At 28.3% G+C, this 17,086-nt stretch carries 17 protein-coding genes; all 17 read right to left on the reverse strand.

The genetic code is table 11. The features are described from left to right. Positions 1-53 precede the first annotated feature (53 nt). Positions 54-374: a DUF3870 domain-containing protein gene (locus AACH12_RS12880; protein ID WP_338535782.1), complete on the reverse strand. Its 321-nt coding sequence runs from the start codon at positions 372-374 to the stop codon at positions 54-56. A 51-nt stretch (positions 375-425) separates the two neighbouring features. Continuing rightward, the gene (locus AACH12_RS12885) at positions 426-1,808 is read right to left on the reverse strand and encodes an aspartate-alanine antiporter-like transporter (protein ID WP_338535783.1); all 1,383 of its coding nucleotides are present in this window, start codon (positions 1,806-1,808) and stop codon (positions 426-428) included. A gap of 173 nt (positions 1,809-1,981) precedes the next feature. Next, positions 1,982-2,536, reverse strand: coding sequence for a Fe-S-containing hydro-lyase (locus tag AACH12_RS12890; RefSeq protein WP_338535784.1), 555 nt, complete (start codon positions 2,534-2,536; stop codon positions 1,982-1,984). Positions 2,537-2,544: 8 nt separating this feature from the next. Continuing rightward, a complete protein-coding gene (locus AACH12_RS12895) occupies positions 2,545-3,387 on the reverse strand; it encodes a fumarate hydratase (RefSeq protein ID WP_338535785.1) in 843 nt (280 codons plus the stop codon). A 247-nt stretch (positions 3,388-3,634) separates the two neighbouring features. Further along, positions 3,635-4,024 (reverse strand): thioesterase family protein, encoded by a 390-nt coding sequence (locus tag AACH12_RS12900; protein WP_338535786.1) that lies wholly within the window; start codon positions 4,022-4,024, stop codon positions 3,635-3,637. Between the two features lie 54 nt (positions 4,025-4,078). Then, a complete protein-coding gene (locus AACH12_RS12905; protein WP_338535787.1) occupies positions 4,079-4,609 on the reverse strand; it encodes a GNAT family N-acetyltransferase in 531 nt (176 codons plus the stop codon). Continuing rightward, positions 4,596-5,675, reverse strand: coding sequence for an N-acetylneuraminate synthase family protein (locus AACH12_RS12910; protein ID WP_338535788.1), 1,080 nt, complete (start codon positions 5,673-5,675; stop codon positions 4,596-4,598). The genes AACH12_RS12905 and AACH12_RS12910 overlap by 14 nt, the downstream gene beginning before the upstream one ends. Then, the gene (locus tag AACH12_RS12915) at positions 5,656-6,573 is read right to left on the reverse strand and encodes an SDR family oxidoreductase (RefSeq protein WP_338535789.1); all 918 of its coding nucleotides are present in this window, start codon (positions 6,571-6,573) and stop codon (positions 5,656-5,658) included. Before AACH12_RS12915 ends, AACH12_RS12910 begins: the two co-directional genes overlap by 20 nt. Positions 6,574-6,602: 29 nt before the next feature. Further along, entirely contained in the window at positions 6,603-7,337 is a 735-nt protein-coding gene (locus AACH12_RS12920) for a glycosyltransferase family protein (protein ID WP_338535790.1), read from the reverse strand. Between the two features lie 227 nt (positions 7,338-7,564). After that, positions 7,565-9,568, reverse strand: coding sequence for an ATP-dependent zinc metalloprotease FtsH (gene ftsH / locus AACH12_RS12925; protein WP_338535791.1), 2,004 nt, complete (start codon positions 9,566-9,568; stop codon positions 7,565-7,567). A gap of 50 nt (positions 9,569-9,618) precedes the next feature. Then, positions 9,619-10,953, reverse strand: coding sequence for a tRNA lysidine(34) synthetase TilS (gene tilS, locus AACH12_RS12930; RefSeq protein WP_338535792.1), 1,335 nt, complete (start codon positions 10,951-10,953; stop codon positions 9,619-9,621). A 409-nt stretch (positions 10,954-11,362) separates the two neighbouring features. Beyond that, positions 11,363-11,821, reverse strand: coding sequence for a flagellar export chaperone FliS (fliS, locus tag AACH12_RS12935; protein WP_338535793.1), 459 nt, complete (start codon positions 11,819-11,821; stop codon positions 11,363-11,365). Between the two features lie 13 nt (positions 11,822-11,834). Then, positions 11,835-12,194: a hypothetical protein gene (locus AACH12_RS12940; protein ID WP_338535794.1), complete on the reverse strand. Its 360-nt coding sequence runs from the start codon at positions 12,192-12,194 to the stop codon at positions 11,835-11,837. A 13-nt stretch (positions 12,195-12,207) separates the two neighbouring features. Further along, positions 12,208-14,073 carry a flagellar filament capping protein FliD gene (gene fliD, locus AACH12_RS12945; RefSeq protein ID WP_338535795.1) on the reverse strand — a complete coding sequence of 622 codons (1,866 nt, stop codon included), beginning with the start codon at positions 14,071-14,073 and terminating at the stop codon, positions 12,208-12,210. Positions 14,074-14,105: 32 nt separating this feature from the next. Then, on the reverse strand, positions 14,106-14,504 hold the full coding sequence (locus tag AACH12_RS12950; protein ID WP_338535796.1) for a flagellar protein FlaG: 399 nt from the start codon (positions 14,502-14,504) through the stop codon (positions 14,106-14,108). A 71-nt stretch (positions 14,505-14,575) separates the two neighbouring features. Beyond that, on the reverse strand, positions 14,576-16,117 hold the full coding sequence (locus tag AACH12_RS12955) for a class I SAM-dependent methyltransferase (RefSeq protein WP_338535797.1): 1,542 nt from the start codon (positions 16,115-16,117) through the stop codon (positions 14,576-14,578). Continuing rightward, positions 16,110-17,066, reverse strand: a complete 957-nt coding sequence (locus tag AACH12_RS12960) for a dTDP-glucose 4,6-dehydratase (protein WP_338535798.1) — start codon at positions 17,064-17,066, stop codon at positions 16,110-16,112. The genes AACH12_RS12955 and AACH12_RS12960 overlap by 8 nt, the downstream gene beginning before the upstream one ends. Positions 17,067-17,086: the final 20 nt, after the last annotated feature.

Below are 17,086 nucleotides of genomic sequence, written 5' to 3' on the forward strand. Positions count from 1 at the left end.
TCCGTTACTTGCTCTATAATTTTAGGACATATTTAATTTTTTATATTATTTGATTATTCATTAATATCGCCGATTTGATTAAATTTTTCACTCGCAATTTTAATAGCTGAAATAATAGCTTTTTTTGCAGAACCAAAATAGTTTAATTCAAAATCTTTTTCAATAATCGAAATATCATTTAATTTTCTTCCAACAATTATATCTTTAACATATTCCTTAGCAAGATTTGTAGCGAGTGAACATTCAATTTCCTTAATAAGACCTGTTTTTCTATTAACTAATATTGCTACTCCAACAACTTTATATAATTCCGTCGCAGTGAGTCCACCAGGAAGTTTTGCATAACCTGTAACTATTATATTTTCTCTTTTCAATAATTTCACCTTCCAAACGTATATTGTACGTTAATTATATACCTTTTTTTATTACATTGGAAGATTATGAAGAATAATAGTGAAAATAACCATTCCAAGAAGTGCAAATGGATAAGTTGCGCCGTATCCAGCTGCAGGATCATCTGAACCAATTGCTTCTACTGCAGCTCCAAGACCTGGCGTTGATGTCATACCACCGCAAATTGCACCTGAGAGCATAATCCAGTTAATTTTAAATACATACCTTCCAATGAAGAATCCAAGCATCATGGCAACTACACCAACTACTAATGCCACTAATGCAAGAAAAGCACCCGTTCCTGTTAACGCTTCAAAAACTTTATATCCAAATCTTAGTCCAACAACTGCTAGGAAAAACGCAAGAGCCAATTGTCTTATAACACCAAGAATTTTACTATTCATTCTAAAATGCATAAATCCTATTTTCCCAATATGACCTAAAATAAGAGAACCAATTAGCACTCCACCTGTTGATCCAAGTGAAAACATGCCAAGACCTATAAATTTTAAATTAATTTTAAATTTACCTAATGTGTATCCCATAAGGCATGCAAAAGCAAATGCCATTAAATCAAATCCAACTTCCTCTATTTCTTTTTCATTTTTACCTTTAGCATTTTTTACGGCTTCAAGCTCTTTTTTATATTCTTCTTCTTCTTTTCTAACATCTATTCTAAATATTTTAGGGAAGAAATTCATTGCAAGTATTACTATAAGTACTCCAAAAGGATAACCAATAGCATGACCTACTCCTACACCAGCTTTTGCATTATTAATAAACTTAGCCTTTTGATCTTCGCTTAAACTCGGTGTATTTTCTATTGTTAATTTACCACTAGTATCAAGTATATTTAGTAATTTTGTTTTAGATTTATCATCAAGACTAGCATAATTATCTGCCCAATCAGTTGCATGTCCACCTGCTGTTTCAATGGCTGCTGCAAGTCCAGGCGAGCTTGTAAGAGCTCCCGTATATACTCCTGAAATTTCATACGGATTTGAATTTACTGTTAATTTAGTCATACCATAAGTTGTCATAGCACCTATTAATGTAATCACGAATCCAAGTATTATAAATTTAACACCGTATTTTTTTATAACCCCTCCTATATCTTTTGCAGCTAATAGTCCGACTGCTGCAACAAATAATATTAAGAAAAGATAAAAAAAGTTTTTATCAACCACTCCAGCCTTAATTAATTTACTAGACACAGCAAATGCCTTTTCTCCTTCAGAAAAAGAATTCGCATATCGCATTGCAAACCAACCTATAATAAGCCCTGTAAAAAGTGTACCAGAAATTCCAAAATTAAATTTTCCAAATTTTATTTTACCAAACAAAAGTCCAGTAAATACTGCAAAAAACATAAGTACAAATGGATTTGTTATCCAACCACTAATCGAAAAACTCAAATCAAACACCTCTCTCTTTATATTTTTTTACTAATAATCCATTAACCTCCTTAATTTATTTGGATATGTAAAAAAGCGCGGAAATGAACACATAAGTGTTAACATAACCGCGCTATATTTATTAATTTAACAAAAGGCCATTTTGCTAAGGTAAATATAAGGTATTATTTTTACTACTTTTTATATTTTTTTCTCTCTGAATCATATAAATTATTTCCGTGACTATCTATTACTACATAAAGTGGTAAATCTTTAACTTCAAGTTTTCTAATTGCTTCTGGTCCGAGTTCTTCATAGGCAATAACTTCACTTTTTATAATTTTTGACGAAATAAGTGCCCCTGCGCCTCCAATAGCAGCAAAATAAACCGCTCTACTTTTCATTGATTCAACCACTTCTTTACTTCTTGTCCCTTTTCCTATCATTCCACTAAGTCCCAAATTAAGAAGTGGAATCGTTAAATCATCCATTCTATAGCTTGTTGTAGGACCAGCCGAACCTATAACATTTCCTGGTTTTGCGGGTGACGGTCCAACGTAATAGATTATTTGATTTTTGACATCAAAGGGAAGTTTTTCTTGCTTTTTAATAGAGTTAATAAGCCTTTGATGTGCTGCGTCTCTTGCGGTGTATATAGTTCCGCTAATATATACTCTGTCTCCAGCTTTTAACTTTAAAACCATTTCTTCTTTAAGCGGAGTTATTATTTTAATAATATTATTATTCATAAGTCCTCCTAAAGAATTGTCTGAACATGCCTAGTTGCATGACAGTTTATATTAACAACTACAGGAAGTCCTGCTATATGAGTTGCAAATGTTTCTATATTAACTGCAATTGCAGTCGTCCTTCCACCAAGACCCTGAGGTCCTATTCCAAGATTATTAATTCTATTTAATAAATCAATTTCCATATCTTTAATATGTTCTTTTTCACTTCTTATATTAATATCCCGTATTAGCGATTTTTTCGCTAAATACGCTGCTTTTTCTATTGTCCCACCAAGACCAACACCTACTACTATCGGAGGGCACGGGTTGGGTCCAGCAATAGAAACTGTTTCAAGAATAAAATCTTCTACACCTTTTTTTCCATCTGAAGGCTTAAGCATAATACTTCTACTCATATTTTCACTTCCAAATCCTTTTGGAGCTAGAGTTATTTTAACTTTATCGCCTTTAACTATTTCAATATGAATAATAGCAGGAGTATTATCATTCGTATTAACCCTTAAAAGTGGATCTTCTACTACTGACTTTCTTAAAAATCCTTTTTTATATCCACGTCTAACACCTTCATTAATGGCTTCATTTAAATCTCCATCAACTAAATATACTTCCTGACCTAGTTCAATAAAAACTACTGCCATTCCAGTATCCTGACAAATTGGAACAGAATTCTTTTTAGCTATATCTGCATTTTCAACAATATCCTTTAAGATTGCTTTTCCAATAGGTGATTCTTCTTTTTCACTTGCATTTTTTAAAGCGCCATAAATATCACTTGAAAGATCATAATTTGCTTTAATACACATAAATTCAACACTTTTTATAATTTCATTTACAGATAATTTTCTCAATTTTGCACCACCATTTTAACAAAAAAAGCATAGCAATAAACAAAATGTTTATGCTATGCTTTAAAGTCAATATTTTAATAACGTTTTGGACGCCTCAATAATAACCAAGCAAACAAAATTCTTTTAATACGTTTATTTTATCACAAAGAATACTAATTTTCTATAGTTTTTTGAATGTTTTTCTTAGAATATTAAGAAAATTCAATAATTACCTTAATATTTTCGCTTTTTTATAACATTTTGTATATTACTTCATATTAATTTTATTCATAAATTTCTCTTTATCTATAATAAACCTAGAATGATACCCTTCACCTATTTTTTTCTTCTCATCAAACACCTCAATCCAAAATACAAGCTTCTTTCCATCAATTTCTTTAAGCATAGCTTCTGCTCTAACTTCCATATCCATAGGTGTGGCCGCCAAATGCTTAACATCTAAATGTATTCCTACCGTTGAATATTTTTCTCCTAGTTCACTTTGTACTGCATTCATTGCTGCATTTTCCATAAGTCCTACCATACTAGGAGTTGAAAAAACATAAATATCTCCACTACCAAATTTTGCTGCAGTATCTTCTTCTTTTACTATTTTTTTTGAAATGTATTTCATTCCGAGTTTTAAATTGTAATCCATTGGTTTACCTCCATTATTAATTTTGTGTATCAGATGTATTAACTTTATTTCAAATTACTTAAATTCTTCTCTTAATAAAGATAGTATATATGAATTCCACCATTTACCCTCATAAAAATAATTTTTTCTTAATATTCCATCTGTATTGAATCCAAATTCCTTATATAACTTCATCTTTTTTTCATCAAATTCATATATTTCAGTCCAAATTTTATTTAAACCAATTTGATTAAATCCATAATCTAATAATAACTTACAAGATTCAAAAGCAAAACCCTTTTCATCCATATATTCATCATCTATAGCAGTATATAAAGATAAATCCGCATGCCTATGTATCCAATTTATATAACATAAGCCACAACAACCTATTAGTTTATTGTCATCTATTCTTTTTATTGAAAACATAATAGTAGATGGATCATTTAAAACTTTTTTTTCAAACCAATCATTCTGCATATCCGAATTTATTTCTTTATATTCCCTAAAATGCATCTTAAAACTTTCAATATTTCTCCATTTTTTCAATTCCATTAAATCTTGCTTTTCAACTGCAGCAAGATAAACTTTTTCACCTATTTTCATATCCGTCCAAATCCTTCCATCTTAAGTAATCGTCTTTAGCGCAATCTTTAATTATTTTTTTCCCAATTACATTAATAATTTCATAAGGTGCAATTCCATCTTCTTTGATTGGCCTTAAAGGAAATAAATCATTCTTTGAAATAATTTCGCCAGCTTTTATATCTCTAACAAAATACAAAGCCCTCCTTTGAACTATAGCAGCTTCTTTTTCATTTTTCTCAACTTTTTTAATTCCATCTCCTAAAGCATTATAAACATTCAATGATTTTTCAACCATTTCACTAAAATTATTTGGTGTCATAGAAAATTTATGATCTGGTCCTTCTCTATTATTATCATCTGTAAAATGTTTTTCTATAACCCTTGCACCAAGTGCTATGGATGCAATAACTGTTTCATAACCATGAGTATGATCAGATAAACCTAAAATTACATTAGGATATTTTTTTTTATAATTATTTAATACATTTAAATTAATATAATTAAAGTTTTCTTTTACACCTCTATAATTAGTATTACACTGCATTAAAATGAGTTCGCTATTCTCTTTAGTAATTATATCAACTGCTCTTTCAACATCTTCTTCAGTTGACGCTCCTGTCGATAAAATTATTGGCTTCGTTTTTTTTGCCATATATCTAATAATCTCAGTCCATGTAATATCACCCGAACCTATTTTATATGCATTTACATATGGATCGGCTAAGTCCACTGATTCAAAATCATAAGGTGAAGTCATATATTCAATTCCAACTTCATCACATTTTTTCTTTAATAGCTTTGTCCAACTACTATCAATACTCGCATCTTCATAAACTTCATAAACAGACTTTTTCCATGATTCTTGATGTGAAAGCTTTTTCCCAAAGGAATCAAAACCTTTTTTACTTACAATTGTAACAGCATTAAAATTTTGAAATTTTGCTGCATCAGCTCCAGATTTTTTTGCTAATTCTATAAGCTTATATGCCCTTTCAATATCTCCATCATGATTAGCAGCAATATCTGCAATAAAATATGGTTTTTCATCACTTCCTAAGTAGTTTCTACCTATTTTTATTTTCATTATTATTTTGCTCCTTATATTTCTTATAATCGTCAATTAGTTGATTTATTCCTTCTTCAATAGTAAAACTTATACCTAAATTATTCAATTTATCTACTTTTAATGATGTGTTTTTAGGCCTTTTAGCATGAAATTTAATAAAACTTATTGATTTACTCAACACATATTTTTCATCTATTTTTAAACTCCTTGCTATTTTTTTTAAAAATTCATATTTACTTATTTTTTCAGAACTACCTACATGTATTACTCCCTTAAAATCTATCTCAATCATTTTTTTTATCGCCCTTGCAAGTTGAACTGTATATACTGGATTAAAAACAACATCGTTAAAGCCAATAATTGTATTATTTTTTTCAAAATTTGTTATTATCCATTCAGCTAAAGAAGTTTTTATAGGTTTATGAAATCCATATAAATTCGTTCTGATAACAATAGAATTATTCCTTTTTAAAACAAATTCTTCACCTTCTGATTTAGTGAAAGCATAATAATTAATAGGATTTTTTAAACTACCTTCTAAATATTCGCCTTTAATACCATCAAAAACTGAATCTGTTGAAATGTAAATTATCTTAGCATCTTTATATTTCATTAAATTTTCAGTTGACTGTAAATTTAAATTGTATGCAATTTTTTTATTAAGTTCACAGTATTCTACATCTACATTCGCTGCACAGTGAATAATAATATCTGGCTTTACTTCATTTAGTTTTTCATAAAGCAAGTTTTCATCTGTAATATCACATATTACAGAATGAATTTTATCTAAATTATCATCACGTGTTCTATTCATTCCAAATACTTCATATTTTTTGTTCAATAGCATACAATCAACAATATCTTTTCCAAGCATACCATTTGATCCAGTAATTAATATTTTTTTTCTTTTATACAACGGTACCTCCATAATACTTATAATATTTTCTATTTTATTTTTTTTTGCTTAATAAAAGAATTAATATTGTGTAATTCCGGTTCTATTACGAACAATTCAATAATTTCCTTTAAATAAAAATCATGTTTTCCTTTATATAGTCTATCGTATATTGCGCAAATTAATTCAAAATCTTCATGTGTATCTAAAGTCAGTCTATATTTCGAGTAATCGATATCACTTTTATAAAAATATATTTTTTTTGAATTTTCATAAATATATGGAGTTACATGTTCTCTTTGATAATTTTCTTTTGCATTTAGAAATGCATCTTCTAAACTTTCAAAAGAAAAAACCTCAACATCTAATCCATTTGGATATGTACTTTTCGTAAAATCAGAACCTGTATTTGTTATAATATCAAATTCCCTATCCATATACACTTTAACTACATCATCAATAATTTTAGAATCAATGAGTGGACAATCCGAAGTTACCCTTACAATTATATCTAATTTATATTGCTTTGCAGCATAATAGTACCTACTTAATACATCATCTTCGCTACCTTTAAAAACAAGAACATCATTTTTAATAGCTTCATTCTCAATAACTAAATCTCTATCTAAATTTGTTGTTGCAATTATAATTTCGTCAATATATTCAGAAAGTTTAACTCTATTAATAACATGAGATAATACTGTATTATCTTTTATGTATTTTAAAATTTTTCCTTCTAATCTTGTTGAACCCATTCTTGCCTGAATTATTACACCAATTTTCATATAATTATTTACACTAAAATAATATCAGTGTTCTCCCCTTCTAATTTATTATGTATATTTAAATACATATGCTGAATATCTCTATTTAATCACTTAAAAATTCCACATTACATACATTATACAACTTTTTTTTATGACTAAGCAATATCGTTATTAGAATATATTAAAATGATTTTTTAAATAAAAAAAAACTAGAGAAAATTTAAATAAATTTTCTCTAGTTTTTTTTATTTCTTATCTAAATCAATTTCTTTAACAGCTTCTTTCTCGTCATCAGAAATTTTATCATTTTTTTGAATATCTACCTTTGAATTTGCAAGTGCATCAAAAGCAAATTTTTCAGCTTCAGATTTCTTTTTAAGTTCTTCTTCTTCAGCTTTTCTTTTTATATCATCTTCATCACGTTTTGCCTTTACTGCATCAAAGCCTTCATTAAATGCAAGTTCAAATTCAACATTATCGAGAGTTTCATATTCCATAAGTGATTTTGCAACTTCATGAAGCACTATCGTTTGTTCTTCAAGCATTTCAGTAGCTTTATCATATGCATTATCAACAATTCTTCTAACCTCTCTATCAATATCTGCAGCAACTTGTTCAGAATAATTTCTCTTAGTAGTCATATCTCTTCCAATAAATACTTCTTCACCATTATCATAAGACATAGAACCTAAATTATCACTAAAAGCATATCTAGTTACCATCGATCTTGCTATAGATGAAACTCTATTAAGATCATTACTCGCACCAGTACTAATATCATCAAGAATAAGTTTTTCAGATATTCTTCCACCAAGTAAAATTACAAGTTCATTTTCCATAAATTTCTTAGTTGAATAACTTCGATCTTCTTCTGGAAGTTGAAGAGTAAATCCACCAGCACGTCCTCTTGGAATAATACTAATCTTATGAACTGGATCTGTATCAGGAAGAAGCCTTGCAAGTATCGCATGACCTGCCTCGTGATAAGCAGTAAGTTTCTTTTCTTTTGGACTAATAACTCTACTTTTCTTCTCTACACCTGCAATTACTTTAATAGTTGCATCTTCAATAATTGGCATAGTAATTTTAGGCAGTCCTTTTCTTGCAGTCAAAAGTGCCGCTTCATTCATAAGGTTTTCTAAGTCAGCTGGAGTAAATCCAGGAGTACCCTTTGCAACAACTTTGAAATCAACGCTATCACTAACAGGTTTTTTCTTAGAGTGAAGTATAAGCATCTCTTCTCTTTCACGTACATCAGGAATACCAATAGTAATTTGTCTATCAAATCTACCAGCACGAAGAAGTGCTGGATCAAGTATATCAGGTCTATTAGTTGCAGCAATTACAATAATACCTTGATTATCAGAAAAACCATCCATTTCAACTAAAAGCTGATTTAATGTTTGCTCTCTTTCATCATGCCCACCGCCAAGACCTGCACCTCTTTTTCTACCTACCGCATCAATCTCATCAATGAATACAATACAAGGAGCAGTTTTTTTAGCTTGATCAAATAAATCTCTTACTCTTGAAGCACCAACACCAACAAACATTTCAACAAATTCAGAACCACTTATGCTGTAAAATGGAACTTTAGCTTCTCCTGCAACTGCACGACTAAGATAAGTTTTACCCGTTCCTGGTGGTCCTACCATTAAAATACCTTTTGGAATTCTTGCTCCTAGATTAATGTATTTTTTAGGATTTTTAAGGAAATCTACAACTTCCCACATTTCCTCTTTTTCTTCTTTTAAGCCAGCTAAATCAGAAAATGTAATTTTCTTTTGCTCATCTTCTTTTTGAAGTTTAGCTTTACTTTTACCAAACGACATAACTTTGGAACCGCCGCCCTGTGAATTTTGCATAAACACAAACCAAAACACCACAAATATTAGCACCATAAACACCATAGGTAGTAAATCCATATACCATGGGCTTGAAGACACTGGAACACCATTTAATGAAATTTTACCTTCATTAGAAAGCTTAAATAAATAATTTCCAACAGCACCCGCCATAATATCTGGCACTGTAGATTCAAACTTTGTACCATCTTTTAATACTCCACTTACATGTGTTGCTTCAGACAATGTTACACTTAAGACTTTCTCAGTTTCAAGTTGATTAACAAGCTGAGTTACATCAAATTTTTTAGCTTCATCGGGACTTGACGTCATATACTTTGCTAAGAACAAAACAACAATAAAAATAAGTATATAAAAAGTCGCTCCCTTAAAGAACTTTCTCATATTTTTGCCTCCTCATTCAGGTCTTTTTATTTTATCATATTTACACTTATCTATACAAGCTTTAAGGCAATAACTTTCTTTGTTTTTTTAGTTATTTTATAATTATCATTTATTGAAAAACCATAAACCCAAACTATATTATCCTTGTCACAAATAAGTGGAACAAAATCTCTTAAATCTTTTGCTACCTTTTTATCTATAAAATACCTACTAAGTTTTTTATGAGTATTCATTCCATATGGAACAAATGAATCTCCATTTTTTCTATACCTTATACTTAGTTGACCCTCAATTTTTTCATAATCTAAAAACACTTCATTTTTATTTTTCAACTGGCAATGTGCCGCCTCTGAAGCTTCCATTATCTTTAAATCTAAATTTTTAGATAAATAATCTTCTTTACTATTTTTTTTATCAATATATATTTTTAGTTCACTATATTCAGTTTCAAATATTACATTTTTCCAGTAAAATTTAGCACCTTGCCTATTATTTATAATAAGTCTATTTATACTTTCAATATCGTTAAAAGACAAATCGTTAATATCGCCATTTATTTTTTTTACAATCAATCTTATTAATCTTTTTCTAATAGCTAAATGTAAATTTAAGTATCTATCTCTATCTAATGTAGATTTAGGTAGATCAAAATAAAAAATTTCATTTACTAGACCACTAGTGTATTTTTCTAAAAAATCCTCATCCCCTCTTAAAATGCTAGAAGTTCTAACTGTTTTATCAATTATATTCACATTAAATTCATTTTCTATATATGGAATTAAATTTAATCTTACTTTATTTCTAAAGTAAACATCTTCAAAATTTGTATAGTCACGTCTTGGATTTAAGTTATTATCTTCGCAGTACTTCTCAATCAATTTTCTATCCACATCAAGGATTGGCCTTATAACACCATCATTTCTCTTATATTCAATACCTGTAAGTCCTTTAAGACCAGTACCTCTTATAAGTCTCATTAAAACAGTTTCTGCTTGATCATTCTTATTTTGAGCAATTGCTATTACATCAAGATTTTCTTTTTTTCTAACTTCGTTAAAAAGTCGATACCTTTCTATTCTTCCCGCTTCTTCAAATGACATTCCATTCTCTTTAGCCATTAAGCTAATATCTTTTTCAAAAATATACGATTTAATATTAAGGCTATCTGAAATTTTCTTCACATAATTAGCATCTAAATATGCATCGTCTCTAAAAAGATGATTTAGATGAACTACAACTATTCTTATATCAAGTTTTTCTCTTAGTTCATTAAGAGCATAAAGTAGGCTAATAGAATCAGGTCCTCCTGATACGCCAATTAATACTCCATCACCGATCGATATTAATTTTTCTCTATTTATAGTATCTAGTAATATTTTTAACATAATTACTCCTTAAAATATCAAACTTATACAAAAAAATATAAGCGAATATTATTTAAATTTCGCTTACTTTAGTATACTATCATATTTTTGTGAACATTTTATTTACAAAATTAATTTAATTAAAATAGTTATTGATATAAAAGCTACATAAACCTCATATTAATTACTCTAGATGATTTAATTGATATTTAACTGTGCATATCTATCAGTAGAACAAAAAAATCCATAATATTTATGATACCTACATCAATAATACACACTCTTTAAAGGGATTTAAAGCATATACATTATAACTGAGCAACATAATTATTATGGAGTTAATCGTATTTTTTAATTTTTTATACGTGAGTATCTAACACAATTTAAAATCTAATTATAAATAATATAAATGTAATGCCTTTAATATCAATCAAACTAATTTCATAGCTTTTTCCCATGTTTCTTTTAGTTCTACTGCAAGAAATAAAACTTCATCCACTATTTTGTTATCTTTTTCTAAATTTGCATCAACTAGACGTTCATTCATAAAAATATATAGTGACTCTAAATTATTACTAACATCGTAACTCATATCTAAAGTAACTCTAAGCTCTGTTATAATCGCTTGTACCCTTTGATTTGTAAAATTAGATTTCTCATATTTCTTTTGATCATTATATAATTTTACTTGTTTTAAAAATCTAACCATGCCCTCATATAGCATAAACGTAAGCTCTTCAGGTTTTGCACTCATAACCTTTTGTTCTAAATAATTTGCTGATTTATTATACTTAACCTTAGAATTAACCACTCTTAATTTTTGAATAGGTTTTTCATCTACTTTAGCATTATTAGGTTTCTTATAGTTATAAGGATTTACCATTGCCATAATTACACTTCCTTTATTTTTTTCTATCAAATATCAAACCTGAATTTTCATTAATATTTCTATAACTTGAATGAACTTTTCTTTTTGTTTCAATTTCTTTTAACTTAAGTTTGTTTTTATTTTGTTCACCTTCAAGTTCTCTTTTCATTTCATCCATTTCAACTTTTATACTTGACTCAAGTTTTAATATTTTATCTTTAATAATTTCTTTCTCATTTTCTATAATATATTTATCGTCAATTTTCTCGATTTTATTAAGAATATCTTTTCTAGAAGAAATTAAATTTTCAAAAATATCAAATCTCCTCGATTTTAAAGCACTAAGCATAGCAGCTGTTAAATCAATATATTCATATACTAATTTTTTAAACATTATTTATATACACCTATCCCATTTGTGACATTAACGAACTTGATTGAGATTGCATTTCAGAAAGAGCAGCTTCCATTTTACCAAATTGTTCATAATAATGATCTTCTTTATCTTGAAATAATGCAAGTAAATCTGTAATTCTAGAATCATACTCTATTATCTGCTTACCAATAATATTAGTAGCATTTGGTGATATATCAGATATTCCTGATTTTTCCACCAAAATCCCTTTTAAGTTGTTAGAATCTCTCGTTATTCTAATATTATCTTTTATGATATCCTGAAGTCGATAGCCTAATCCACTTTCGTTGTATCTTTCAGTTGCATTTGCACTATCAAGATAAGCTTTATCAGATGAATTAGTAAACAATTTAACAATTTTGCTGTAGTTATTTTCTAAATTGCTTTTTAACTTCGTTTCATCAATAACCAATTTTCCTTCATCTTGATAATTAGATGAAGTCGTAATTCCAATCTCATATAGTGAAATTCCTGCATTAGTTACTGTATCATACATAGCTGTTCTCATCTTACTAAGAATTGAAGATAATTCAGATTTACCTTTTAAAGAACCGCTCTTAGCTTTTTCTTCCCATTTATCAATTTCCTCTTGAGTCATATCTTTCTTTTGATCATCAGTAAGTGGTTTATAATCGCTAAATTTTTCTTCACTATACTTATCACTTAAATCTTTAATTAAAGTATTATAAGCATCAACAAAATTTTTAATTTTAGTGTATAAACCATCAGTATCTTTTGAAACAGAAATATCTATAGGATCTACTCCAGAGTAAGTATCTTTAAGAGTATAAAGAACACCATCTAAAGTAAATGTATTACTAGATTTTGTTACATCTACTCCATCAATATTGAGTTTTGCATTAAGCCCTGAAGTATGAACACCTGTGTCAAACTTTAATTTACTAGTAAAATCTGCACTTAGGGTCATATCATTAGAAGAACCTTCACTTGTAGATTCTATATTAAATTTATCATCTAAAGGACTATAGGTCATTTTCGCATCTAGCGAAGCCCCATTAACTAAATCCATTAAATCTGATACTGTAGTGGTCTGACTAACTCCTAGACTACTAAGAGATGTTCCATTTACCGTCATTGTTGTTAAATCTGCATCAACAATACCAAATAAATCATTTAAAGATTTTGAACTATAACTAGTAGTACTTTCCCCCGAACTAACTCCAAGCCAAGTCATAGATGCTTCTTCTCCAGTTATACTAAGAAGTGTTAAATCGTTACCTGGACTAGCAAATTTAATATTATTACCTGAAACAGAAGCAATACTATTAAAATCTGATCCAAATTGAGTCCCTATTTCAGAGTTTAAAGCTGTAGTAAAATCCGTTATATTGTCAATTGCACTCATATCAATAGATATAGTTTTTGAAGTTCCATCTATAGTTAAACTAGTTTTAAAAATTGCGGGTTTATTTGTTGCAAAATCAGTGACCAAATCTCCACTTAATATTTGATTAAATCCTTGACTTGCACTTTCATATTTATCCTTGGTAGCTAGTTGAGTAATACTAGATACCGTATGAGTAAAATCAGTAATATCAGAAGTTCCTGTTGCTGTTAAATATGATACATCTGTGCTATTTACACTAACATCTGAAGAAAAAGAAGCAAAAAAGGTTGGACTAGTTATATTAGTACTTGTATTGGTAAGATCTAAGTTATTTAACTGAAAAGTATCCAATTTAGAAATTGTATCTCTATAAGCCTCTTGCTCCCAAACAGCATATTGTTTGCTTGCTTTTAAATTATCAATTTTAACTTGCTCTGAGTCCATCAATTTTTTAATTATCATATCAGTATCAATACCTGATGTAATACCTGTAATTCTAGTAACTGACATACTATTCACCTTCTTTCAGAAATAAATGGGTTTTATGCTTTTTTATCAACAACCATGCCGGCCATTTCCCACATTTTAGCAATCATATCTTCAATTTTCTTTGGCGGAAATTCTGCTATAACTTCTCCTGTATCTGTGTCTTTAATTGTGTACATAATCGTACCTGTTACATCATGTACTTGCCTTTCAACTTCTCTATTATAGTGATTTAAAGATTTATTAGCTTGTTTAATCGCTTTTTCTAAAACACTATTATCAGAATTCTTTTTATCAACAACGTTCTGCTTAACCCCATTAATTTCAACAACATCTACTTTATCCTTTGAAATTTTTGGGGTATTTGGGGCATTTGATACTTTCGGAACATTTTGTGTACTACTAGAATCCATCCTAGTTTGTACTACCGGTGTATTTACATTATCAACTTTCATAAATCCGTCCTCCTTGATCAGTTTGTTCTTTAATTAGGTATCGGCATAAAGAAAATATACTTTAAAATTTTCTAATTATTATGCAAAAATATAAATTTATTATTAATACAATATTCAAGAAATTTTAAAGATTCTTTTTCAATTATCTTTTTATCAAACTTACTTATTATTTTTTTAATAGTTCTTTTTCCGTTAATGTAATTAATTAATTCATAAGCCATGTCATCTATTTTTATCCACCTTATTTCAATAAAATCATCTTCAAAAAAATTTGCTACATCTAAACCAATGAAATAATTAATTTTACCGTTCATAATTTCTGTTTTAAGCTTCAAAAAAACATTTTTATAAGGAACTAAATTTTTATTGCTTAAACCTAATACTCCCTGTTTAAACTCCTTTTTAACCGCAATAAAATGGTGCTTTTTTAATTTTCCATTTAACATTTCTGCAAGGTGCCATTTTTCTAGTTGAGTTAAATCTTTTACTAAAGAAGAAAATTCTACATCATCAATATATTCATTTGGATCCATTGTTCTTCTATTTGTAAAATCTACTAGCCTCATACCACCTTCTTCTATCATACTATTAAGTGAAAGTACATTATATCTAAATTCATTTACATTTAAAAGTAAATCTACTATATGTTGATCCCCTTTTTCTATATCATCATTTTTATTAATTTCACTTAATCTTAGATCTTTATTTATAAATTTCAGTATTTTTTTAGTTATTATTATTTTTTCTTTAAAACCGCTTTCTTTTTTTAAATACTTAATACTTTCCTGCATAAGACCAATTTCAAATCTACCATATTCTCCATAAACCATTGCGGAAAGAACTCCATCATCTTTTAAATGCTTTTTGAGATTTTCTACACCTTTAGACGGATTTTCAAGATGATGAAGCACTCCTGTACTCATAATATAATCAAATTTTTTATCTAAATTCATAGTCATAATATCATCATTAATAAATTCTATATTCTTAATGTTTAATTCTTCAGCATATTTTTTTGCCATATTTAAAGAAGCTCTACTTATATCCACATAAGTAAAATTTACATTTGCATATATAATAGCACCAGAAAGAGAAGATTCACCTGTACCACATCCTGCAATAAGTACATTTGCATTATTAAATGATTTATATTTATTGTTTGTCAAACTTTTCAAATATTTAAGATTATAAAGAGCAGTTGGTTCCGCATTTTTTAAAGAAACATCTCTCATATAATCTGGAATAACACCATTCCATAGATTAGGATATGCATAGTCTTCGTATTGATTTGAAATATCTTCAGTTACATCATTATTAATTTCTAATTTTTCTTTATCAAAAATTTTTGAAGAAGAAATATTCATCATAGGAATAAGCTGAGAATCAATTATAGATACACCGAAAAAATAATCTTTATTTTCTACCGATAAAAGTAAATATTTTAAAAGTCCATTAAATCTAGAAAGCTCTTCATCATTCCATTTCTTTATAATATCTATATCATTATTTATATCATCTGAAAATTTTGCAAAATTATTCAATATACTTTTACTATCTCTAGTTCTAAGAGCATCAGAGAGTTTTAGTGCACTTTCTATTAATTTATTACTCATATTTACCTCCATTTTCAAGTAAGTTTATCCATTCTTTCATGCTATTTATACCTTCATGTAAAGCGAATTTTGGTTTCCAGTTTAATAATTCTTTTGCTTTTTTACTATCACATTTTAATTTCATAATTTCACTCTGTGGATGTATATGCTTTATATGATTAATATTTACTTTTCCACCTGAAATCATATCTGCAAGATCATTAATTGATATATCTTCTCCAAGTCCTGCATTTATTATCTCACCATTTGACTTATCACTAAAACCAGCACTTATAATAAAATCCACACAATCATCAACATAAAGCAAATCTCTAGTCTGTAATCCATCTCCATATATATCGATATCTTGCATTTTTTTCACTCTATCAATAAATATAGAAACAACTCCGCCCTCTCCATTACTCTTTTGATAAGGTCCATATGTATTGAATGGTCTAATTATAGCTACAGGAAGATTATAAGTATAATAATAAGATAAAGCTAAATTTTCGGACGCTATCTTAGAACCAGCATAAGGAGAAGCTGGTTTAGTTCTATGATTTTCACTAATACCACTTTCATTAGTAGCTTTTTCATAAACCATACAGGTACTCATAAATACGAATTTAGTATTATTTTTTCTACATCCCTCAAGTACATTCATAGTACCAACTACATCACTATTAAAAGTATCATACGGATCATCAATACTATCCTGTACATTTATCCTAGCCGCTAAATGAAAACAAATATCAAATTTTTTCAAATCAAAAATTGTATTTATATATTTTTTATCTTCAATGCCCATTTCAAAAAAACTAAAGTTACTAAGACTCATAAATTCTTTAATATTTTCAATACTTCCATTTGAAAAATCGTCAATCACAGTAATACTATTTTCTGTTTTAACTAATTTTTTTACTAAATTTCTTCCAATAAAACCCGCTCCACCAGTAATTAAAATATTCATATTAATTTCTCCCAATTATT

The sequence above is a fragment of the Helicovermis profundi genome, from assembly GCF_033097505.1.
In the GTDB taxonomy this organism is placed as follows: Bacteria; Bacillota; Clostridia; order Peptostreptococcales; family Acidaminobacteraceae; genus Helicovermis; species Helicovermis profundi.

Bases quoted from the DNA above. Each gene is read 5' to 3' on its own strand.
- AACH12_RS12955 (WP_338535797.1), bottom strand. From the start codon at position 16,117: ATGAGTAATAAATTAATAGAAAGTGCACTAAAACTCTCTGATGCTCTT.
- AACH12_RS12940 (WP_338535794.1), bottom strand. From the start codon at position 12,194: ATGTTTAAAAAATTAGTATATGAATATATTGATTTAACAGCTGCTATG.
- AACH12_RS12890 (WP_338535784.1), bottom strand. From the start codon at position 2,536: ATGAATAATAATATTATTAAAATAATAACTCCGCTTAAAGAAGAAATG.
- AACH12_RS12910 (WP_338535788.1), bottom strand. From the start codon at position 5,675: ATGAAAATAAAAATAGGTAGAAACTACTTAGGAAGTGATGAAAAACCA.
- AACH12_RS12905 (WP_338535787.1), bottom strand. From the start codon at position 4,609: ATGAAAATAGGTGAAAAAGTTTATCTTGCTGCAGTTGAAAAGCAAGAT.
- AACH12_RS12960 (WP_338535798.1), bottom strand. From the start codon at position 17,066: ATGAATATTTTAATTACTGGTGGAGCGGGTTTTATTGGAAGAAATTTA.
- AACH12_RS12900 (WP_338535786.1), bottom strand. From the start codon at position 4,024: ATGGATTACAATTTAAAACTCGGAATGAAATACATTTCAAAAAAAATA.
- AACH12_RS12950 (WP_338535796.1), bottom strand. From the start codon at position 14,504: ATGAAAGTTGATAATGTAAATACACCGGTAGTACAAACTAGGATGGAT.
- fliD (WP_338535795.1), bottom strand. From the start codon at position 14,073: ATGTCAGTTACTAGAATTACAGGTATTACATCAGGTATTGATACTGAT.
- ftsH (WP_338535791.1), bottom strand. From the start codon at position 9,568: ATGAGAAAGTTCTTTAAGGGAGCGACTTTTTATATACTTATTTTTATT.
- AACH12_RS12920 (WP_338535790.1), bottom strand. From the start codon at position 7,337: ATGAAAATTGGTGTAATAATTCAGGCAAGAATGGGTTCAACAAGATTA.
- fliS (WP_338535793.1), bottom strand. From the start codon at position 11,821: ATGGCAATGGTAAATCCTTATAACTATAAGAAACCTAATAATGCTAAA.
- tilS (WP_338535792.1), bottom strand. From the start codon at position 10,953: ATGTTAAAAATATTACTAGATACTATAAATAGAGAAAAATTAATATCG.